The 19,453-nt window shown below is 66.8% G+C and carries 28 protein-coding genes; 2 read left to right on the forward strand and 26 right to left on the reverse strand.

Annotated features, from left to right (window positions below; all coding sequences use genetic code 11):
* Window positions 1-411: 411 nt before the first annotated feature.
* The 3 genes from AB0K52_RS22235 to AB0K52_RS22245 are packed head-to-tail and all read right to left on the reverse strand — an operon-like array spanning window position 412 to window position 1,147.
* A complete protein-coding gene (locus AB0K52_RS22235; RefSeq protein ID WP_363535532.1) occupies window positions 412-579 on the reverse strand; it encodes a hypothetical protein in 168 nt (55 codons plus the stop codon).
* Complete coding sequence (locus tag AB0K52_RS22240) at window positions 576-791, reverse strand: hypothetical protein (protein WP_363535534.1); 216 nt, start codon at window positions 789-791, stop codon at window positions 576-578. The genes AB0K52_RS22235 and AB0K52_RS22240 overlap by 4 nt, the downstream gene beginning before the upstream one ends.
* On the reverse strand, window positions 788-1,147 hold the full coding sequence (locus AB0K52_RS22245; protein WP_363535537.1) for a hypothetical protein: 360 nt from the start codon (window positions 1,145-1,147) through the stop codon (window positions 788-790). Before AB0K52_RS22245 ends, AB0K52_RS22240 begins: the two co-directional genes overlap by 4 nt.
* Window positions 1,148-1,486: 339 nt before the next feature.
* On the opposite strand from AB0K52_RS22245, the gene tcmP reads away from it, so the two are divergent.
* Entirely contained in the window at window positions 1,487-2,668 is a 1,182-nt protein-coding gene (gene tcmP, locus AB0K52_RS22250; protein WP_363535539.1) for a three-Cys-motif partner protein TcmP, read from the forward strand.
* Window positions 2,669-2,759: 91 nt separating this feature from the next.
* Here tcmP and AB0K52_RS22255 read toward each other — a convergent pair whose 3' ends face one another.
* The 16 genes from AB0K52_RS22255 to AB0K52_RS22330 all read right to left on the reverse strand — a co-directional run bounded on the left by AB0K52_RS22255 (window position 2,760) and on the right by AB0K52_RS22330 (window position 12,068).
* Window positions 2,760-3,521: a phage Gp37/Gp68 family protein gene (locus AB0K52_RS22255; protein WP_363535542.1), complete on the reverse strand. Its 762-nt coding sequence runs from the start codon at window positions 3,519-3,521 to the stop codon at window positions 2,760-2,762.
* Between the two features lie 56 nt (window positions 3,522-3,577).
* Window positions 3,578-4,027, reverse strand: a complete 450-nt coding sequence (locus AB0K52_RS22260; protein WP_363535545.1) for a DUF488 domain-containing protein — start codon at window positions 4,025-4,027, stop codon at window positions 3,578-3,580.
* A gap of 117 nt (window positions 4,028-4,144) precedes the next feature.
* Window positions 4,145-4,612, reverse strand: a complete 468-nt coding sequence (locus AB0K52_RS22265; RefSeq protein ID WP_363535548.1) for an NUDIX hydrolase — start codon at window positions 4,610-4,612, stop codon at window positions 4,145-4,147.
* A gap of 175 nt (window positions 4,613-4,787) precedes the next feature.
* Window positions 4,788-4,943, reverse strand: coding sequence for a hypothetical protein (locus tag AB0K52_RS22270; RefSeq protein WP_363535550.1), 156 nt, complete (start codon window positions 4,941-4,943; stop codon window positions 4,788-4,790).
* A gap of 27 nt (window positions 4,944-4,970) precedes the next feature.
* On the reverse strand, window positions 4,971-5,279 hold the full coding sequence (locus AB0K52_RS22275) for a hypothetical protein (RefSeq protein ID WP_363535553.1): 309 nt from the start codon (window positions 5,277-5,279) through the stop codon (window positions 4,971-4,973).
* A 46-nt stretch (window positions 5,280-5,325) separates the two neighbouring features.
* Entirely contained in the window at window positions 5,326-5,814 is a 489-nt protein-coding gene (locus tag AB0K52_RS22280) for a hypothetical protein (RefSeq protein WP_363535556.1), read from the reverse strand.
* A 67-nt stretch (window positions 5,815-5,881) separates the two neighbouring features.
* Entirely contained in the window at window positions 5,882-6,301 is a 420-nt protein-coding gene (locus AB0K52_RS22285; RefSeq protein WP_363535559.1) for a hypothetical protein, read from the reverse strand.
* A gap of 284 nt (window positions 6,302-6,585) precedes the next feature.
* Complete coding sequence (locus tag AB0K52_RS22290; RefSeq protein WP_363535562.1) at window positions 6,586-6,837, reverse strand: hypothetical protein; 252 nt, start codon at window positions 6,835-6,837, stop codon at window positions 6,586-6,588.
* Window positions 6,827-6,985, reverse strand: coding sequence for a hypothetical protein (locus tag AB0K52_RS22295; RefSeq protein WP_363535565.1), 159 nt, complete (start codon window positions 6,983-6,985; stop codon window positions 6,827-6,829). The genes AB0K52_RS22290 and AB0K52_RS22295 overlap by 11 nt, the downstream gene beginning before the upstream one ends.
* The gene (locus AB0K52_RS22300; protein ID WP_363535568.1) at window positions 6,982-7,356 is read right to left on the reverse strand and encodes an RRQRL motif-containing zinc-binding protein; all 375 of its coding nucleotides are present in this window, start codon (window positions 7,354-7,356) and stop codon (window positions 6,982-6,984) included. Before AB0K52_RS22300 ends, AB0K52_RS22295 begins: the two co-directional genes overlap by 4 nt.
* 36 nt (window positions 7,357-7,392) lie before the next feature.
* Window positions 7,393-7,791, reverse strand: coding sequence for a hypothetical protein (locus AB0K52_RS22305; RefSeq protein WP_363535571.1), 399 nt, complete (start codon window positions 7,789-7,791; stop codon window positions 7,393-7,395).
* Between the two features lie 57 nt (window positions 7,792-7,848).
* Window positions 7,849-8,697, reverse strand: coding sequence for a DNA adenine methylase (locus AB0K52_RS22310; protein WP_363535574.1), 849 nt, complete (start codon window positions 8,695-8,697; stop codon window positions 7,849-7,851).
* The gene (locus tag AB0K52_RS22315; RefSeq protein ID WP_363535576.1) at window positions 8,687-9,841 is read right to left on the reverse strand and encodes a helix-turn-helix domain-containing protein; all 1,155 of its coding nucleotides are present in this window, start codon (window positions 9,839-9,841) and stop codon (window positions 8,687-8,689) included. The genes AB0K52_RS22310 and AB0K52_RS22315 overlap by 11 nt, the downstream gene beginning before the upstream one ends.
* 4 nt (window positions 9,842-9,845) lie before the next feature.
* Window positions 9,846-11,234 (reverse strand): replicative DNA helicase, encoded by a 1,389-nt coding sequence (dnaB, locus tag AB0K52_RS22320; RefSeq protein WP_363535579.1) that lies wholly within the window; start codon window positions 11,232-11,234, stop codon window positions 9,846-9,848.
* Between the two features lie 93 nt (window positions 11,235-11,327).
* Window positions 11,328-11,759, reverse strand: coding sequence for a hypothetical protein (locus tag AB0K52_RS22325; RefSeq protein WP_363535582.1), 432 nt, complete (start codon window positions 11,757-11,759; stop codon window positions 11,328-11,330).
* Between the two features lie 42 nt (window positions 11,760-11,801).
* Window positions 11,802-12,068, reverse strand: coding sequence for a hypothetical protein (locus AB0K52_RS22330; protein WP_363535584.1), 267 nt, complete (start codon window positions 12,066-12,068; stop codon window positions 11,802-11,804).
* Between the two features lie 13 nt (window positions 12,069-12,081).
* Between AB0K52_RS22330 and AB0K52_RS22335 the strand changes: the two genes are divergently transcribed.
* Window positions 12,082-12,396: a hypothetical protein gene (locus tag AB0K52_RS22335; RefSeq protein ID WP_363535586.1), complete on the forward strand. Its 315-nt coding sequence runs from the start codon at window positions 12,082-12,084 to the stop codon at window positions 12,394-12,396.
* An 85-nt stretch (window positions 12,397-12,481) separates the two neighbouring features.
* Here AB0K52_RS22335 and AB0K52_RS22340 read toward each other — a convergent pair whose 3' ends face one another.
* The 7 genes from AB0K52_RS22340 to AB0K52_RS22370 all read right to left on the reverse strand — a co-directional run bounded on the left by AB0K52_RS22340 (window position 12,482) and on the right by AB0K52_RS22370 (window position 19,432).
* The gene (locus AB0K52_RS22340; protein WP_363535588.1) at window positions 12,482-12,919 is read right to left on the reverse strand and encodes a hypothetical protein; all 438 of its coding nucleotides are present in this window, start codon (window positions 12,917-12,919) and stop codon (window positions 12,482-12,484) included.
* A 73-nt stretch (window positions 12,920-12,992) separates the two neighbouring features.
* Window positions 12,993-15,110, reverse strand: a complete 2,118-nt coding sequence (locus tag AB0K52_RS22345; RefSeq protein WP_363535591.1) for a hypothetical protein — start codon at window positions 15,108-15,110, stop codon at window positions 12,993-12,995.
* A 113-nt stretch (window positions 15,111-15,223) separates the two neighbouring features.
* Window positions 15,224-16,870: a hypothetical protein gene (locus tag AB0K52_RS22350; RefSeq protein ID WP_363535594.1), complete on the reverse strand. Its 1,647-nt coding sequence runs from the start codon at window positions 16,868-16,870 to the stop codon at window positions 15,224-15,226.
* Window positions 16,871-17,266, reverse strand: coding sequence for a hypothetical protein (locus tag AB0K52_RS22355; RefSeq protein WP_363535597.1), 396 nt, complete (start codon window positions 17,264-17,266; stop codon window positions 16,871-16,873).
* A 33-nt stretch (window positions 17,267-17,299) separates the two neighbouring features.
* On the reverse strand, window positions 17,300-17,806 hold the full coding sequence (locus tag AB0K52_RS22360) for a hypothetical protein (RefSeq protein ID WP_363535600.1): 507 nt from the start codon (window positions 17,804-17,806) through the stop codon (window positions 17,300-17,302).
* Between the two features lie 25 nt (window positions 17,807-17,831).
* A complete protein-coding gene (locus tag AB0K52_RS22365; RefSeq protein WP_363535603.1) occupies window positions 17,832-18,107 on the reverse strand; it encodes a hypothetical protein in 276 nt (91 codons plus the stop codon).
* A complete protein-coding gene (locus AB0K52_RS22370; protein ID WP_363535605.1) occupies window positions 18,107-19,432 on the reverse strand; it encodes a DUF2637 domain-containing protein in 1,326 nt (441 codons plus the stop codon). Before AB0K52_RS22370 ends, AB0K52_RS22365 begins: the two co-directional genes overlap by 1 nt.
* Between the last annotated feature and the right edge of the window lie 21 nt (window positions 19,433-19,453).

The following is a 19,453-nucleotide window of genomic DNA, read 5'->3' on the forward strand; positions in this document are numbered from 1 at the left end:
TCGGCACGGGTCGAGTTGGTGTTGCCGAAGGCGTTGCCCTGCTTGACGCGAGCGTGGAGTTTCAGGGTCTCCGCTCGCGGAGTGCAAACAGTGTCATGAAATTAGAACAGATGTTCATATACAAATCAAGTGATCATGAAGATGAGAATTATGTGATGATTAGAGATCAATGTATTGTTTAATGCATGAAAGTGAATATTATGTGATTACTGGTTAGTATCTTGATTGCTGTTGTTGGGCATGAAAAAAGCCCGGAAGCGATGCTTCCGGGCAGATGACATGACTACGGGAACTGGCGCCGGAGAGCGTCGGTGTGGACGCGCGAGGCCGTCGTAGCGGATCTGGGTGTGGGCGAAGGCGAGTGTCTCGGTGAGGGCGCAGTTGCTGGGTGACGGTCAGCCTGGTTAGGCCTCAAGGCGCGTTGACGCAGGAGGTCTGGATCGCGTCGGCCGCAACGTACTTGACTGGCTTGGACCTGCTGCGTCGCCAGCCGTACTTGGAGACCCAGGAGTCGATGGTGCACTTGCTTCGCCGGATGATGTGGACGAGGTCATCGACGCTCAGCCGGTGGTCGGTCATGCTTCCAGCCTTCCGATCCAGAGTCCATCCTCGCGTTGCTGTATGCGGTAGGTGAACTTCTCGTAGAGGGATGGGCGATACTCCGGATTGCCAAGTAGATCCGCGTGTTCGGGCGGAACGTGGCGCACGGTCCAGAAGGGCTTGTTGGCAGGGATCATGTGGGACTGGCCCTTGAGTGGGCCGTCAACAAACCAGACTTCCCGCTCGGTCACCGTTCGATCCTTTCCGCGTATGTTCTGGCAATCCACCTCGGTTGCCAGACATCGTCTGATCCCTCAGCGCTGATCGTGATGCCCGTGAACGCCTCGGCCAGAAGTTCCGCGTTGCGCGCGCTCTCGAATCTGCGGGCCATCTCAATGTCGTCGGTGATGAATCCCGGCAGTTCATCCCGCGAGATGTAGCGCCTTCCACCGTCGTGATCCTCGAACACTGCAATGAACTGGTTCACGCTGCCCCCCTCAACACGTCCCTTGACCCATTGTCTCCCGAAGGTCATCCACTTGTCCGCCGGAACGTAGTGCTGCTCGTCGTGGTCGCAGACCAGCTCGGACGGCAGCAGGGAGTCCACGCGGCGAAGGATCGTCCACAGGCTCCCGGGACACGGTTCGCCCTCGTCGACGGTCTCTCGGTCTCTCGGCATACGACGGCGTTCCCGTCGGGGTCCTTGAGTTGGTACCGCCTGGCGCCGGTCGGTGGGCGATGTGGAAGGCCTCGCTCGCGTTGTCTGCGAGCTCCTCGGCGAAGTCGCCGGCGGCCAACGCCCGTGCTTGATGATCGAGCGTTTAGCTCCATCCGCGATCTGGTTGGGAGCGCATCGTATAAGCGGCGGGTGACCGACTTGAGGGGTACACAACGCGACCTAACTTCGCTACGCTCAGTGAGAACTTCAAACCCCCTGGAGATCGCGATGTCGAGTAACAAGCACTTCTTTGGAATGCGAAAACCACCTGCCGAGCTAAAGCACGGCATCCTACGAAGCTATCCCCCGGTCCTCGCAGGGAAGACCGGGAAGGGGGGGACCGATGTCGTGTTCCTCGACGGGTATGCCGGGCCTGGCGTGTACGAAGATGGAGAACCGGGATCGCCGCTATTGCTGGCCAAGACAGCAGCGGGGATGAGTTCGCGCAGGATTGAGGGCATATTCGTAGAGCGGAGCCCGAAGTACTTCCGCCAACTCGAGGCCACGCTTCGGCCATACGCAGACAGCATGCCGCACAGAACGTTCCAGGCTGACATCGGCCAGGTGGTCGACGAGATCCTTGGGCTGTCGCGAGGCAAGGTTCTGTTCGCTTTTCTGGATCCGTTCGGCCCGGCGATTCGAATGGATCAGATTGCCACGATCCTGAATCGCAATGGAACCAGCAGCCGAGCGTGGCCACCTACTGAGCTGCTACTGCACTTCAGCGCGAGCTCGGTGTGGAGGGACGCCCGCAAAGCCGTCGTTCAGAGCGACCAGGACGCTTTGGGCCGCTATGACAGTTTCCTCGGCGGAACCTGGTGGCAGGATATCCTCGCGGATGCCCATCAGGAGTCCGCCGGGCTGGCAGCGTTGGAAATCGGCGAGCAGTACGCGCAGATGCTTTCCGACCGGACCGGATGCATGGCGATTCCGATGCCAGTGTATTCGTCGCTCACAGCCCGATACCCGAAGTACGTCCTAGTCCTCTTCACCCGCCACGAGGAGGGAATCTGGAGCTTCGCCAAGGTCCTCGGCCCCGCGCAACGTGACTGGTTCGATGCCTGCCAGCGCTATAAGATCAGTCAGACAGACCAACGACAGACCAAGAAGGGACAGGAAGCGCTTTTCGGTGCCGAGGAAGCGTACGCCTTCGATGAGGGTGCGTACAACCGTCAGATAGATGACGACTGCGTCCCAATCATCCGAGATAACCTGAGACACTTGCTTCAAGCAGGGCCGGTACGCATCGTCGACCACACACTTGCGGTGTACGGCTACACGCTAGGTTTCGCATGGGACAAGCACGTTCGCGCGGCAGTCCGGAAGCTCCATGAGCTGGCGCTCATTGATGACGATGGTAGGGGCAAAGACTTCTACCGGCGAACGATCAGACTGGCGCGGCAGTCCTAGTCGGCATCTCATCCGCGTACGACCGATGTTCGGAACAGAACGAAGACGGTATCAAAGCGGTCCCTTTCACGAGCACGAAAGAGCTAGCGCTTCAGCCGGTGGATAGGATTTCGGCGGCCAGGGGCGGCATCTCGTCCCAGACTCGTCCGTCGAGTTCGCGTCCGTTCGACTTCGGGCGTGCCCCGCCCCACTGCTTGAAGAAGAACCGCACTCCCGCCGCGAGGGATTGGTCCCGCAGGTCGCGGACCCAATCGGCTTGGATCGGCCGGTGGCGGGGTCCAGATTCGCCCCCAACGATGAGCCAGTCGATCTCCTTGAGGTCGAGGTCGGGAAGTGCGGCCAGGAGCGGTTCGGCGGAGATGAACTTGACTGCCGCCGGCGTACGGCGCAGGAGGTCGAGCCGGTTGACCTGGTCCGGGGATTCGACGGAGACGCCGAGCCACACGTTGGCGGGCCATGTCAGGCTGTCGGCCAGTCGAGCGGCGCGCAGCGGGCGCTTGGTGAGCACCTGGTAGGTGTGCTGCGGGGTGGCGGCCATCGTGGCGAAGACGTCGGCGATGAAACCCGCTGGGACCTTGGCATGGAACAGGTCGCTCATCGAGTTGACGAACACGGTTCGCGGCTTGACCCATCGGCGCGGCAGGTTCACCAGGTCGGGGTGGATGGTGAGGCCGAAGCCGGGGCCGGAAGTGCGCGGGTCGCCGTCGACTTGGTAGCGGGCGCTGCCGGCAGCTTTGAGGCGGCGGGCCATAGTCAGGGCGTAGCAGTTGTCGCAGCCGGGGCTGACGCGATCGCATCCTGTGACCGGGTTCCAGGTGGTCTCGGTCCATTCGATGCCACTGGTTTGTGCCATGTGGATCATCTCCTTCACTGCATGGAGTTCACGGTAGTGGGACAGGCGTTCGAAGGTCAACCCTCGGCAAGTCGGGCGAGGATGGCTTGGTGGTGGCAGGCGGCCGGATCGGATTCGAAGCAGAGCAGGGCAACCCGACCAGTCTGGGCGAGCGTTTGAAGCTCGTCGAGGGCGGCCTGGGCATCGGGCCGGTCGAGGATGCGGGAGTACGTGTCCAATGCCGCTTGGCGGGCAGGGCCGGGTCGGGCGAATCCGGGCCGATTCTCCTTGGGGTTTCCGAGGCTTCGCAGGTGCAGGTACTCGATATCGGCATTCGCCAGGGCGGCGCGCAGCTTGTTCTTGGACATGCCGGGTTTGCGTGAGACGGGGTTGAGGCGCACGTCGGCGACGTGAGTGACGCCGAGGCCGTGGAGCCGATCGATGAGATCGGCGAGGCTGGTTCCCTCGTAGCCGACGCCGAAGATGGCCGGTACGTGTTCAGCAAGGGGACGTGCGTAATGGTGCATGGAGCCCTCCTAATCAGCTGACGATGTATGTCGAGCAGCTCCACTCGGGTAACGAGCGGGTCGCGAAGTGGGGCGCGGCCCAGGACCTCACGATCCCAGGCCGCGCTCTTTTTGCTGTTACTGGCGGCGCAGCGCTGTGGTGTGGCCAAGGCGCTCGGACAGCGCGAGGCCGTCGTTGAGGATCTGAGTGTGATCGAAAGCGAGGTTCTCGGTGAGGGCGTCGTGGATCGGGACCCACTCGGCAGTGGCTGCGTCGTCGCCAGCGCGGACGGGGATGGGCCCGGCGAGGACGGAGAGGAACGCGGTGCTCTCGGAGTCGCCGCGGGGGTCGCGTCCGGGCGTGTCGTAGCGGCCGATGATGTCGAGGGTGGAGGGGGCGACGTTGATGCCGGTTTCCTCCCACAGTTCGCGTGTGGCGGCGTGGTGGAGGGTCAGGTCGTTGCGGGCGACGCGGCCGCCGGGGAGGGCGAGTTGTCCAGCGTGCGGGGCCTTGCCGCGGCGGATGAGCAGGATCTCAAGGTGCCGGTTCCAAATGGTGAGGACGACGAGATCGACGGTCTTCATGGTGGTGGCGGATTCGCGCACTGGGTCTCCTTGCGAAAAGACGACGGGCGGGACCGCATTCGCGGTCCCGCCCGGTTGGCGGTTGCTTGACCTGGTGGTCGGCCTGGTCAGGGATCGAGGCGGGCTTTGACGCCGGTCTCGGTGCGGATGATGATGTAGCCGTCGGCGCGGCGGCGCTCGTCGACGGTGGCGTCGGTCATTCGACGTCGATGCCGCTTGCGGTGACGGTCGTGCTCGTGGTTTCGAGCCAGGTGAGGTGGCCGACCGTTCGCATGGTCATCGGGCCGTTGGCGACGAAGCTGCGGGCGCCCGCGCCGATGGCGAGTTCACCGTGGAACTGGTACTTGGGCACATGGGCTCCTTCGGTGGTGTGGGTTGGTTAGTCGATGGCGGGGAGGTCGAGGCCGATGTCGCGGTAGGCCTGGTGGATCGCGCGCCACTTCGGGAGTTCGGTGGCATCGGCGACTTGGTGCGGGATGCGGGAATCGATCGCGTCCCTGAGCCAGGCCCAGCCGGCGTCGGTGATGGTGAACGTTCGGTCGGTGCGGGTTGCAAATCCGCGCTTGACGAGTCGGACGGCTTGCCGGTCGTCGTCTGCGGGTTTGAAGCGAACGCCGGTGTCGTCGGCCTCGGCGAGGGCGAGGAGCAGCTTGCGTTCGCCGTTGCGGAGCAGGTCGTTGAAGTCCAAGGACGTGATCCTTCGATTGGGTTGGCGGAGTCGGGCGGTTCGACGTTCAGCGGCGGCCAAGGGAGCGCTGCCGGGCACGGACGCGCTCGAGGAGCTCGACGATTTCGGCTTCGGCGCGCGGGTTGTCGACGCGCGGTCCGCCGGCGAGGGCGTGGAGGCAGGCTTGGAGCTCGTTGATGTCGGCAATCGGGTCGAGGTCGTCACGGGTCATGTCCTCGAACGGATGTGGGCAGGAGCACCCGGAGTCGGAACCGATGAACAGCGCTCCGGTCTTGCGGTCGGCGAAGAGCACGGTGACGTCGTACTCGTAGTGCTCATCGGTCCAAGAGACGTCGCCTACGGTCTCGAGACCGTGCGATTCGGGCTGGCATTCGATGCACGGCAGCGACTTCGACTTCTTGCTGGCGGCCGGGCGGCGCTGCTTGAGACGGCGCAGGGCCTCCTGGGCGGCGGTCTTCTCGTGCTTGGGGGTTCGCGGGTGGTTGATGAGGGCTTGGAGGGCTTCGATCATGTCGGGCTTGCTGGATTCGTGCACGACGGTTCCTTCCCGGAGCGGCGGCGGGCCGGGACGCGCCAGTGCGTCCCGGCCCGGTGAAGTGCGGTTACTGGTGGAATTCGAGGCGGACCCACTGGCTCATCAACGAACGGACGGCATCGCCGTCCAGAGCGGTGTTGAGGCCGATCGCGTTGTTCTGGTACCGGCCGGACGAGCCTTTGATGGTGCGGTTGCGGAGGCGCACAGTGCCGGTGCCAAGGACGACTTCGCTGCCGAGCGGTGGGGTGACGGCACCTCGGCGGATGGCGTGGTCGACCTGGTTCTGCTTGCGGGGCTCGCGGTTGACGACGGCGATGAGTGTGCCGTGCTGGCCAGCGAGGTCGGTGGGGAACTCGACGTCATCGGCCCAGCCGTCGCCGCGGTGGAAGAGGGCGACGATGTCGTCCCAGCGGTAGGCGTTGGGCTCGCGAAGGCGGCCGGGGAGGTCGACTTCGAGGAATCCTTCGCCGAGGACGGTGATGGACATGGGTGCCTTTCTGCAGGTTACGAGCATGGATCGGCCCGGGCGAGCTGATGCTCGACCGGGCCGTTGAGGTTCTCGGTTGGAGTACCGGGGTCAGCGACTGCGGGTGCCGTACATGGCCTTCCCGACCGCGTAGTGCTGGGAGCCGGTGGCGACGGCGGCGCGGACGCGGTCGAGGTCGGGGTCGATGGAGTCGGGGAGGCCCTGGTACTGATCGCCGCCACCCCGCCCGTGCGGGATGGTTCGTTGTCTCGGTCGTCGGCGATAGAGCCCGACTGGGGCGGCGGTCAGGCATGGTTCTTCTGCGACCTGGTGGTGGGAAGTGGCTCGATGTGCGACAGGGCGATGCAGCTGCTCGCGTTGTCGATCCATACGACGGCGGTGTGGCCACCCAGGACCGATGCGCGAGCAATCGTGATGCCCTGGCACGGATCGCCTGTCTTGAACCCAGGCCAGTAGGCGATGGGCGTGCCGACCGGGTGAAGCGCATTCCAGGCCGCGACCTGGGCGATGCTGTCGAAGAAACGGTTAGCGCTCATCGGCGGGCTGCTGGGGGTTCTGGTCGAGCAGGGCCAGGGCGTCGGCAACGGCGCTCTCGAACGCGTCGCTGGCCTCACGGTCGCCGCCGAAGATCTCTTCGCACTCGTCGATGACGAGGCGGATGGCGGGCGTGTCGATGTGGGTCACTGCTGGTCTCCTTCGGTCTTGGTGCGTTCGTGGCAGGCGAGGCATTCGCCGAGACTGCGTGGGATGTAGTAGCCGTACTCGGTGCCGCAGGTCGAACAGGTGCACTGCGCGACATGGGCTTTGAGCAACGCGGCAAGCTGAGCGTCGGTGGGCGGTCGTTTCGGCCGGGCCAGCTCTTCGCGGTACAGGTACGCGACCCGGCGTCCGCGACGCCACAGAATCTGGCCGGCGATCGGCTGGCGTCCCGGCGTCAGGCCCTTCGCGGCGAGCTGGCGGCGGGTGCACAAGCCCTTCGGCGCGAACCGGAAGTTGTAGGTCGGGAGCCCGAAACGCTCCCCAGTCGGGTCGTCGAACTTCGCGAGGTAGGTCATCGGGTCTCCTGGTGCCGATCGGTCGGGGCGGGGATGTCACCGCGGTTTGGCGGCGTCGACCATGCCCAGTTCGGGGTCCCAGTGGCTCCATCCGCGTGCGGCCCGGTCGCGGTTGTGGGCGATCTCGGCTTCCATGTGTGCGGCCAGGGTCACGGGGTGGAGTACGGCGCCCTTGGGGAGGCGGTCGAGGGTCTTGACGGCGACGTTGCGCCACAGGCCAGGGCTGGCGGGCTGGTTCTCCCCACACGGGCAGGTGACGTGGGCAAATCCCGCCGGGCGGACGTCCCGGCTCTGGGGCAAGGCGCGACCGGAGCGGTAGTCGAACGCGCCACGGTGTTCGGTGCCGGGGCCGAAGCACCCGGCGAGGGCGGATTCGAGACTGGACGCTTCGTGGTAGCAGGTCTGGGATCCGGTGCTGAACTGGTAGTAGGCCATGTGCGGTTCCGTTCTGGATGCGTCCGACCAGCGGCTGAGCAGTCGACTGGCGCGGACCTAGGCGAGGTGGTCGAGGAGGGTCGGCTGGGCGGTGAGGTCGCGGTTGGACCAGACGACCTCGGTGCGCTCCGACCACGAGCCGCCCTGACTGGTGCCGGACGCGAGCTCGATGCGGTGCCAGTCGGTGTAGAGCTCCCGGTAGAGCTCGGAGTCGTAGCCCGAGAGCACGACGGCCGCGCGGCAGTCGCCCAGCGCGGCGGCCAGGTCACGGTGTTCGGCTTCGGTGCGCATCTCGTGCCGGTAGTTGCGGGCGCGGGTCGAACCGAGGTAGGGCGGGTCGACGTACAGCAGCACGCCCGGGTGGCGGCCGTAGGCGGCGATGACCTCGAGCGCGGGCCGCGATTCGAGCGAGACGCCTTGCAGGCGCTCGACCGCCGCGGGCAGGCGGGACCGGTACGCGTCGAGGTAGGCCGGCATACCGATCGCCGAACCGTTCGGGTCTTGGTGGTGTCGCCAGCCAACAGGCCGCTGAGTCCCGGTGCGGGACTGGGTGAGCCGCACCCATACACGCCGGGCGAGCTCGACCTCGTCGAGGTCGCCTTCCATGGGCGCGCAGGCGGCGGCGTATTCGGCCCGCGAGTGCGGGGTGAGCGCGACCGCCCGGGCCAGTTCGGACGGGCGGTCGCGCAGGATGCCCCAGAACGTCATCAACTTGGCGTCGAGGTCGTTGACGGTTTCCATGCGCGCCTTCGGCCTCGCCAGCAACACCGCGAGCGAGCCGCAGTACGGCTCGACGTAGTGCTCGTACTCCACGCGGCCGAGCAGTTCGGCGAGCTGGTCGGCCAGGCGCTGCTTGCCGCCGTAGTACGGCACCGGCGGCTTGAGCGCGGTCGCGTTAGGCGGCATGGGAATCCACCCCGGCGGCGGCCAGGACTGCTTCGAGCGACTGCCCGGCGGCAACCGGACCGGAGCCGTGGCGGCCTGAGCGGGCCTGTGCGGGTTCCGAACTCCCGTACCTCAATCCCGGTGTCGAAGAACGGGTGTTCGCCTGCGAGCGTGGCTCCTGGGCGGCTTGGTGGACCCGGTTCTCGCGGGGCCGAGGGCATCGAAGGCAGGATTCCGGGTCGGCCGGGTCTGGATCGAAGATGTGCGCTTCGCCAGCCAGCGGGGGGAGGTTCTTTTGCGGTGCAGGTACTTCGGCGGGCGGTTCGACCGGCAGTCCACTGAGGCGGTGCTGGTAGAGGCCGCTGTAGGACTGGACGTTGATGAGGTCGACGGTGAGCTCGGCGATGAGCGCCTTCGACGTCCACCCGGCAGCGAGGAACGCGTTGACGGTCTCGGCCAGGCGGTGACGCTGTCCGGCCGTCAACGGGCCGGGCAGTTCCGCAACGAGCGTCTGCGCGGCGGTTCGGATCTCGTCTCGTTCCCCCGCCTCCTCCGGCCGGGCCGCGACGGCGCCGAGGCCCTCGACTTCGCTTGAGGGGGTAGGGGGAGGAGGAGGGGAAGGTCTATAAGAGGTGTAGCTGTTCGGTTTGGAACCCCGTGGCTTACGGGGTTCCAAAATGTGACCCCGCTTGACCTGGGATTCACGGGGTTCCAAAATTTGACCCCGTGCTTTACGGGGTTCCACGCCTGTGACCCCGTGGGCGTCGTCCTCGTGGATCCGGGCGGATTCGACGCTGGCTTTGCCGCCCTTGGAACCCGCCTCGGTGGCGGACTGCTGCCGCTCAGACGGGGCGTATGCCTCGGCCCACGCCAGCCGGGTGGCCTCGTTGAGCGCGACGTCGTAGACGACGGGCCGGCGGTCGGCGCGCAGGTGCGCGACGAACCGCTGGTCGCCTTCGCGGATGAACCCGTTCTCCTGCAGGTACTGGAGTTTGCGGGTCACGGTCTGGACGGAGCATTCGGCGGCGTCGGCGAGAGTCTTGTTGCCGGGCCAGGCGTTGGTGCCATCAGGGTCGGCCCGGTTGCACAGGGCCTGGTAGACGAGCTTGGCGCGCGCGTCGCCGACCTTCATCGTCAGCGCGGCCGCCCAGATCTCAAGGGCCATACGGTTACTCCTTCCTGTCGGTTGCCAGGGAGACGATGCGGGACTTGTGGAGCTGCGCGGCGGCAGTGATGGTGTCGCACCGGCCGGAGCGGTTCTTGGCGACGATCAGGTCGATCTCGCCTACGCGCGGAGAAGCGGTGTCGTAGTAGTCCTCGCGGTGGAGCAGGATCACCACGTCCGCGTCGGCCTCGATCGCGCCCGACTCGCGCAGGTCGGACAGCAACGGCCGTTTGTCCTGACGGGACTCGTTGTTCCGGTTGAGCTGTGCGAGAGCGACGACCGGGCAGGCCAGGTCCTTCGCCAGCAGTTTGAGGCCGCGGGAGATCTCGGCGATCTCCCGTTCACGGGACTCGGTGCGTCCGGCGCCGGGCATGAGCTGCAGGTAGTCGACGACGATTAGGCCGAGACCGCCCTTGGCACGGTGCTGAGCGGCCAAGCGGCGGGCACGGGCGCGCAGCTTCGTTATGGTGGTGTCCGAGCCGGGGTCGATGAACAGCGGTGCGCCCGCGATGCGCCCGGCGGCGGCCACGACCTTGCTGATCTGGTCGTCGGGCACGGACCCGTCGCCTTTGAACCAGGCGAGGTTCGCGCCCGCCTCGGCCGCGACGAGCCGCTCGGCGAGCTCTTCGCCGCTCATCTCCAACGAGCAGAACAGGACCGGGACGCTTTCGCGGAGCGCGGCGTGGCGGGCGATGTCGGCGCCGGCGACGGACTTGCCCATCGCGGGGCGCCCGGCGATGACGATCAACTGGCCCGCCCGCATGCCGCTCAGGAGGCTGTCCAGGTCGGCCAGGCCGGTCGACAGGCCGGTCTCGGCGTTGTCGTTCTCAAGCCGGTCCAGGACGCCGGTCATGTACTCGCCGGCTTCGACCACGCCGCCGACGACGGCGGTGTCGACGGCTTCGGCGAGGGCCTGTTCGGCGAGTTCGACGAGCCGGTCGTTGTCGCCGTCAGTTACGGCGGTGCCGTAGCCATATTGGGTGATGCGGGCGCCAGCCTCGATGAGGCGACGTTGGGTCGCCTTGGATTTGACGATGCTCGCGTAGTAGCCGCCGTTGGCAGCGGTCGGCACGGTGTGGATCAGCTCGTGGATGTAGGACCCGTCACCGGCCAATCCGATCTGGCCCTCGTCGACGAGCCGGGCGACGATCGTGACTGGGTCGGTGGGCTTGCCGTCCGCCCACTGCGCGCAGATCGCCTCGAAGATCAGCCCGTGCCGGGGCTTGTAGAAGTCGGCTGAGGACAGGAGCTCGACGACGTCGGCGATCGCTTCGGGTGCCAGGAGCATCGCCCCGAGCACGGACTGCTCGGCGTCGACGTCGTGTGGCGGGACGCGTGTCGCCCTCTGGTCGTTTAGCTGGTCGATGGGTGTGCGCTGCTGGGGAACGGGCATACTGAAGGCGCCTTTCTGCACTTTGCTGGTGGATCGGTGGATGGCCCGGCGCGCACCGCCAAGTACAGCGCCGGGCCTTCGTTGTGGTCGGGTTCAGACGAGGTGGCGCAACAGGACTCCCACGGATCGGAGGATGTCCAGCACGCCGGTCGAGAGCGTGCACAGGAACGCGGTGACAGCAGCGGTGACGAGGATGTCGCCCAGCCGCATGAACTTGACCTGGCTGATCAGGTCGGCCTGGTCGTTCCCGAAGTACTCGATGGCCTTGCGGTCGAGGAGCCAGTTGTCGAGCTCGGTCAGCTCCCTGGTGACCCGACGGTGGCGGCGGCGGAGCATGTCGATCTCCTGCGGAGTGGCTTCGCGCACGTCGGCGACGAGCTGTTCGGCGAGCTGCTGGATTTCGAACCTGAAGGCGGTGCCCGCCGGCAGGTCATTCCAGAACAGGTCGGCCGCGATCCGGTCGGCCATCGTGTCGGCGGGGTCGGGCTTGTCGTACTCGGTGAAGGTGGGTTGGTTGTCGCTCATCTGAGAGGGCTCCGTTTCTGCTGCTGAAGTTGGGAACGAAGGTCAGATTCGGGGGTCGAAGTCGGTGACCTCGCCGGTGACCGGGTCGGCGAAGTGCGCCATGCTCGGGTCGACCCGCTGTTCGATGCCGATGCGGATCGCAGAGTTGGGGGTGTTGGACGGCAGCGCGAGCAGGTTTCCGTGCCGGGCTCCCTCGGGGACCCACCAGGAATCGAGCTGCCCGCAGAGGATCACGGCGACGCCCAGGCGCGCGCCGCTGCGGGCGATCTGCTCGATCCGGCGGAGGTTCTGGCGGTTGTGCGGAACCATTTCGGTGTGGTCGATGGCGATCAGCTGCGCCGGTGCCGATTCCCGCTCGGCCGGTTCGGACTCCAGGCGTGCGGTGATCTCCTCCTCGCCCCACTCCAGGATTGATTGCGGCGTCTTCGAGACGGTGCGAGTAGAACTCGATGCCGTCGAGGGATTCAGGGCCGAGCGGGTCGACCAGGTGGACGCGCAGTTTGGGACCGTGGGCCTCGCGAGCCAGTCGTCGCAGGAGCGTCGTCTTGCCGGAGGCGGACCGGCCGGTGATGAGGCCGCCCCACAGGCGACCGCCGGTGTTGATCCGCCATGCGACGGTGGGTGCGAGCGGGATTGATCGGTCGTGTTCGTGCCAGCGGACTTCGGCTCCGACGATGGTGTCCATGAGGTAGTCCGTTCAGTTGGGTTGCGGCGGTCTTGGTTCAGGTGAGGGTGGCGACGACGATCGTGGCGGTGCCGAGAGCGAGCGCGGCGGCGGTCGCGGTGATCGCCCACGACAGCCACCGCCACTTGACGGAGGCGATGCGGGTGAGGTGGCTGTGTTCGTGGCGTCGTGCCGCGCTGCGGGTGTCCTCTATTTCGTGCGGCTGCAGGTGTTCGCCGGTCCGGGGCCAGATGACGGCGCCGAGGGCGATGATCGCCGCCAGCGCGACGGCCACTGCGGGGACGGCGGGGACGAGGGCGGCGGCCGGGAGCTTGGCGAGCCCGCCGACGGCGACGGCACCGACGAGTGAGGGAATGAGGGCTCCGGCCAGGGTTTGGGCTTTGCCGTCGGCATGGCGGGTCTGGTCGCGCAGGGTGTTGATCGATTCGCGCAGTTCGGATTCGAGCGCCGTGTCGGGAGGGTCAGGTGCGGTCAAAGGAGGACTCCTTCTCGGTGGTGGTCGTCGGCTCGGACCCAGCATTCGCGACCGGGTCCGAGCCGTAGGGTGCTCAAGCCGCCTGTGCCTCGCCGCCTTCGGTGAGGGCGTAGTGGGCATAGGTCGGCTGGTGGATGCGCCCGGCTTTCTGGAGCTCGCCGAGCAGTTCGTGGACGCGTGCTCGGGACAGGCCGAGGGCGTCGATGAGTTCCTTGGTGCGCATGGGCCCGGTGCGGAGTTCGTCGAGGATCCGCTGAGCGGACTCGCTGAGCGTGGGTTCGGTCGACGTCGGCGCGGACGGCTGCTCGGTCTGCACGGGCCTGAGGACGATGAGTTTGGGCCGCGGCAGGTGGTCGAGCGGTCGCAATGGTGCAGCTGATTCCTGCTCGCTAGGCTGAGCGGTTTTCAGCTTGGCGATCGCGGCTTTGAACCCGGTCCGGATGCCCTGCTCGAGGTTGGCGATCATCGCCGCCGTTCCGGCGTCGAGCGCGCCTTCGGCGCGGGCGTCCTCGTCGTGGCGGTCGGTGTAGACCTTCCCGGCGGTCTCCTCGGCAGCCGCGTCGGCGACCTGGTCGAGGACTGTCTCCGGGCACTGGGCCAGCCACCACAGCAGTGAGTGTTCGGTGCCGGCGGCGGCCGAATCGAGGTCGTCGGTGAAGCAGCAGCTTTTGAACGGAGCGTGCTTGTCCGAGCCGGTGACGTCGATTAGGTAGCCCTGGCCCTTGTGGTTGACCGGGATCGAGACCGGGTCGCCGGTGAACGAGGGCGGGAAGAAGCCCTTCTCGTTGCGGCGGGTGGTGCGCAGCGTGACCGCGTTGCCCTGCATCAGGCCCGAACGGAGCGAGTTGGACCCGCCGAAGGAGGCCTTCTCGGCGTACTGGGTGGCCGCGATGATGGCCACGCCGCACTTGCGGCCCTTGCGGGCGATGCGGTTGGCGATCTTGACGATCTCGGCGTTTGGCTCGGAGCCAAACACGTCCTGGCATTCGTCGATGATGAGGACGAGGCCGGGCCGGCCTTGCGCGGCGGCGTCGAAGCCCTTCCATTTGTGGAAGAAGTTCTGCTTGGAGCGCCACTCGACGATCTCGTCGGCGGCCTTGAGCATCGTCAACGCGTCACGTCGTCCGACGGCCCAGTCGAACTCGTCGAACAGGTCGGGCAGCGATGCGCCGTCCTGGCCGTCGATGTGCCAGACGACCGTGTCGCCGCGGGCTTTGAGGCCGATGGTGATGACGCCCAGCAGGGTCGACTTGCCCGACCCGGACCCGCCGGTGATGACGCCGCCGAAGATCGAGTTCGCTTCGTAGACGCGCCACTTGGCGTTGCCGGTGCCGTCGCCCCACGGTCCCAGAGCGATCGCGCCGAGGCTGGAGGTGTCGAGTGCGGTCATGACGATGTTGCGCTTGATCGGCGAGTCGTCGAGGACGTTCAGGTCCACCAGCGAGGCGTCGCCGGAGACAGGCTCGACGAACAGGTCGTTCCGTTCGCATTGGAGCCCGGAGGCGATCAGCGATAGCGCGGAGTGGACGTCGTCGAGGGTCTGCTTGCCGGGCACCAGGGCGATGCGGTAGCGGCGCCCTGCCGGAATCGCACTGCGGTCGACGAGCTGGGAGCCTGCCAGGCGACCGCCCTTGCAGCCGATCGTCGCGGCCCAGCGGCGGCGCACCTGGTCGACGGTCTCGCCAGTGGGCGGGGCGACGACGGGTGCCGGTTCGGGTCGCAGGCTCGGGTTGGGAATGCGCGCCATGGTCCACCAACGGCTTGCCATGACGTAGGCGCAGGCCAGTAGTGCGGCGACGTTGTCGACCGAGACGCCGACGATGCCGGCGTAGGCGATCCATGCAGTGGCGCCGATGGCGAGCGCGCCCAGCCAGGCCCGGCCGCATTCGGCGGCGATCGCGCTGAACCGTAGGCGGACGCCTTTCTTGCAGGCCAGTAGGACGGCGATCGTGAAGAGGATGCCGACGGTGGCGGCGGCGGCGGTGGCGGCTTCGCCGGAGAGTTCTCCGGCGGCGTTGGCGACGGCGGCGGCGGCGATGAGGCACCCGGTCGCATAGTGCGGGACGGCCTGGGGAGCCAGGAGGCGTCCCATGCCGGGCTCGACGACGATGCCCTTCGCGGGGGTTGCCTCCGCTGCGGGCGACTCGGGGCCCCGGGCGGGGCGTTCGGTGGTCGGGGTGGTCGGCTCCATCTGGCAGGCCTCCTTCCATGGGTGGTGTGCGGCTTGGCATCGTCAGCGCATCGGAAGCCACCCGGATGCGGACCCGCCCCGCCCCCAGCTAGGGGACGGGGCGGGTTTCGCCGTTAGCTGGTCACGAACTCCTTGTCGCCGGTGTCGGGCGCGGCCTCGTAGGCCTCGGCCACGCTCTGCATCGCCTGCAGCTTCTCCTCGAGCTGGGCGGCGAGCTCGCGCAGCTCGTCGTAGGCTTCGCCGATCTGACCGACCAGGGTGAGGGTCTCGCCGGAGACCTTGCGGGCGGCGAAGTCGCCTTCGACGTCGTCGATGCCGGAGGCCATCTCGGCCGCGTTGGTCTTGACGTCGGAGGCCCAGGCGATAGCGGACTCGAGGCCGTCGATCTCAGTGGTGGCAGTGGTCATGGGTTCGATCTCCTTCGGAGTGGGAAGTGGCTTGTTGAACGGAATGACGTTGTCGGGAACGGGGTCAAAGTGGTCGTTGGTGGTAGAGGCCTCCTGCTCAGTTCTGGTGGTGTCGTCTTCGAGGGCCGCGTCGCCGGGCCGTCCGATCACGGCGGCGTACACGTGGCGGCCGCCGAACGAGGCGCGGTACGCGGAGGGGATAGGTCCGCTGGTGTCGTCGACGATGTCGTCGAAGTTCAGCTCGATGCGCTCCTCACCTTCATGAAGCGCGTACACGAGGGCATCGATCGCTTTGGGGCTCAAACCGTCTCGCTCGGCGCTGTCAATCAGCCCAGCGAACTTCTCTTCAGGTGACAACTCCGAGCCCCAGAGTTCTGCTTCGGCCTTGACTGTGGCCTCACGGACCAGACGGTCGGCGGTCTCGCGCACGCGCTGCATGGCCTCATCCCACCGGCGGTCGCGGTCCGGGTCATGCGTCTCGAGCTGGTCGGCCATCGCGCGGTCGTCGGCGTTGCCTCGCCGCAGCCGCTCGATGTCGCTGGGAAAAGGCTTGTAGTCGGCGATGTCGAGCCCTTCACCCGGCGGCAGGTGCGCCGTATCCAGGCCCTCGCCGTAGAGGTAGCTACGGGCACGCTTGCGCGAGAGCTCGATACCGGAGAGATCCGGTTTCGGAGCTTTCTGGAACGGGCTCCAGGCCTCCTCTTTGACGACTTCGCGTTCTTTGACCTTGGCGGATCTGGTCGGCACTGCGGTGCGGTCGACGGGAGCCTGCACCTTGACACCTCCTGGGCTCTGGTCGACCGAAGCGAAGGACCCGTTCGAGGTTTCGCCGCCGGCGGAAGGGAACTCGACGTCGAACGGAAAGTCCGTCGGGTGGTCATGAACCACGGTCGGGATACCTTCGGCATCGTCAGTGCCGTCGGATGTATCGATCGGCTGAGGAGTCAGTTCGGTGTCGACTGGTGCCTCGACGCCGCCAGCAGCCCCGGCGCGCTTGGCACGCCGGGCCGCGACTCGCTTGTCGTGCTTGATCTCCTGGGTCTTCCAGGCATCAGCCCAGCAGCGGCGCCCGTAGTCCCGCAGCGGCTGCGGCCCGCGATCGGTTCTGGCAGGTTGCGCGGTCGCCTTGGCGTGCTTGTCGAAAGCCTTCTTCCAGGCACGGGCCGCGAGGAGCTGCCAGTACCCCGTCGGCTCGCCCCTCCGGATGGCGTCGAGTTTGGCCTGCCGGTACGCCCAGCGCGGGTGGTCCTTGCCCTTGGCGGCGTACTTGAGGTCGCTGATGTCCTCGGCGATGGCCTTGGCACCGCCGTAGATGATGGTGGTGATGACGGCGACGGCGAACACGATCTCCATCTAGGCCACCCCGTCCAGGACGGTCTCGATGTTGCCCCAGATCGCCGGCAGCATCGCCAGACTCGGGATCACCAACAGCGAGGCGATGAGCACGAGCCACGTGATCTCCCCGGTCCGGACCTTGGAGTCCTTCCAGAGGAACAGGCCGAAGATCGTGATCGAGGCGACGGCGAGGGCGGCGGGGAAGGCAACCCCCAAGAGGGTCTGCCCCCACTTGCTGGTCAGTTCCGAAGCGAGCCCGATCAGCTTGTTGATCCAGTCGCCGATCAGGCCGCCGAGCCCCCAACCGATGAGGACCATCAGGACCATCTGGAACTTGGGCCACAGCTGCTGCCACCGCAGGATGATGAAGACGATCAGAGAGATCGCCGAGAGCGTTCCGATTGCCGGATCCATGGTGTTGCTTTCCTTCCTAGGAGTTGTTGGGGCTCACCAGATCCAGGGCAGCCAGGAGGCATACGAGGTGGAGGCGAGCAGCGCGTAGACGGTGATGAAGACGAGGAAGCGGGAGGGGCGCTCGGTCAGCCAGGAGGCGTAAAACGCGATGAACCGCAGCGGAGTCGTGAGGATCTGCCAGACCGTGGCGGCCACGCGGATCGGCGAGTCCGACCGGCACCAGGGGCCGGTCTTGGCGTAGGCCCACGACTCGCCGGCGGCGGGCAGGCCCTCGGTCCAGAACAGCGGCGGGCGCAGCACATCGAACCACCACTTGCGCGCGGTCGGTTCCATCGACCGCAGCGAGGCGCCGACGGCGTCCTTGAACGACGCTGGAAACTCGTCGGCCGCGTCCGAGTCGGCGACGGCGCCGCCCTCCTCCGGCTCCGTACCCGCCCCAGTGGGCTGGGTGGACTGTCTGGTGTCCGGTTGCGGTATCCTCGCGCGCGCGCCCGCCTTGGCATCGGTTTCGGCGGGGTTCGCGGACTGTCTGCCAGACACCAGACAGTCACTAGTTGTGATGTTGTCATTGCTTTCGGTTGTCAACTTGGGTCTCCCTTCGGGGTTCGGCGGCGAGGCGGTCGGCCAGGTGCCGCAGCACTTCGCACGCCTCGGCGGCGGCGCGGTCGGCGGTGTCGGGATCGGCGCGCTTGAGCGCGGAGCGCAGGTAGTCGGCCGTGATGCCGACTCGCGCGGCGGCGTCGGGTGCGGCGGCGAGCTTCTCGGCTAGAGCCGCTCGCCGCCGCACCAGGCGGGCATGCGACTGCCGGCGGCGGCCGGTGCCCTTGCGGTGTCCGGCCATTACCGGTCGTCGGTGTTGTTGAGGTCCTGCACGAACGAGTGCGCGGTCGACACCGCGGTGCCCGCGCGTTCGGCGAGGCGGCGAACGGACGGGTTCGGCACGCCTTCTCTGTGCAGCGCGGTCAGTGCCTCTGCGAGTCGAACGTTCGCCGGACGGGTGTCGCCGCCAGTTCGGCTGCCGGTCTCGGCGGCGGTGCCCGCCGAACGCGACCGAACGGGCTTGGTTCGGTCTGTCGGTGTTCGGTCGCTGCGTCCCTTGGCGGACCGAACAGTGCGCGGCTCGGTGGTGTCGCCGTTCGTCGAACGTCGGTCGGACACTCGCCGCTGGCTCTCGCTTCCGGTCTTCGTCGGCGGCGCGGAGGGCTTGGCCGGGGAGCCGCCTCGGCGGTGCTCGGCGGCGGCCTGAACGACTTCCTCGACGGTGATCTTCCGTTGCCGGTAGCGGACCTTGAGGCCACGCGGCGCGCGGTGGACCGACTTGAAGCGGTCCTTCATCTCCGCCTTGGCGAGCTGACGCTCCTCCTCAAGCGCGAGTGCCTCCTCATAGGAGCCGATGTTCCACAACTGCATTGCCCGCCACAGGATGGCGGTGGCGATCGGCGCGCACACCCAGCGGATGAGTGGGACCGTGCGGGTTGTCTTCGCCTCTTCCTTGGCCTTCAGCTTCATGATTCGAGCGATGGCCTCGCAGAACACGACCCACAAGCTCGGCAGGACCGCGTGGGCGACCTGCGCTTCAAGCGCGGAGTAGGCGGTGACGTTGAGGTAGATCGTCGCGCCGGTGAGTACCCAGGGCACATAGCGCATCCAGGGGATTCGCTTGTCCTTGCGTGCCAAGACGATGTCGAGCAGGGTGAAGACGATGATTCCCAGGTCGGTACCGGTGGGGACCAGCCAGGCCTGGGCGCCGAAGTAGGGCCGCATCTTCTGCTCGACGGTCATGAAGGAAGAGGCGAACCCGGCGACGCCGAGCGCTCCGGCGAGCACCCAGATCGGCAGGAGCGAGCCCCACTCCCGCAGCCACGCCCTCGACGAGTGCCACCGACCGGGCTCTGCGTCGTCGGTCTCAGACTCGTGTTCGGCGGTGGTCGTTCGGTCGGTGTTCGATGTTCCACCCGTCGTCGGTTCGGTCGGCGTCCGGTGTTCGGTCTCGGGCTGTTCGGCTTCGTGTTCGGTGTTCGGTTCGGGCTCGGTTCGCCCCTGGAGGGGGATCGCCGTCGCGGTGGTGTTCGGTGTTCGGGGGCACTCGCACAACTGCTTCGGGTAGTCGCAGCCGGAGCACCATTCGAGCGCCGGTTCGTTGTTGTCAGCGTCGGTTGTGGTCATGGTCGGTCGCCTCCTTCCAGA

Source organism: Glycomyces sp. NPDC049804 (assembly GCF_040674615.1).
Taxonomy (GTDB): Bacteria; Actinomycetota; Actinomycetes; order Mycobacteriales; family Micromonosporaceae; genus Glycomyces; species Glycomyces niveus.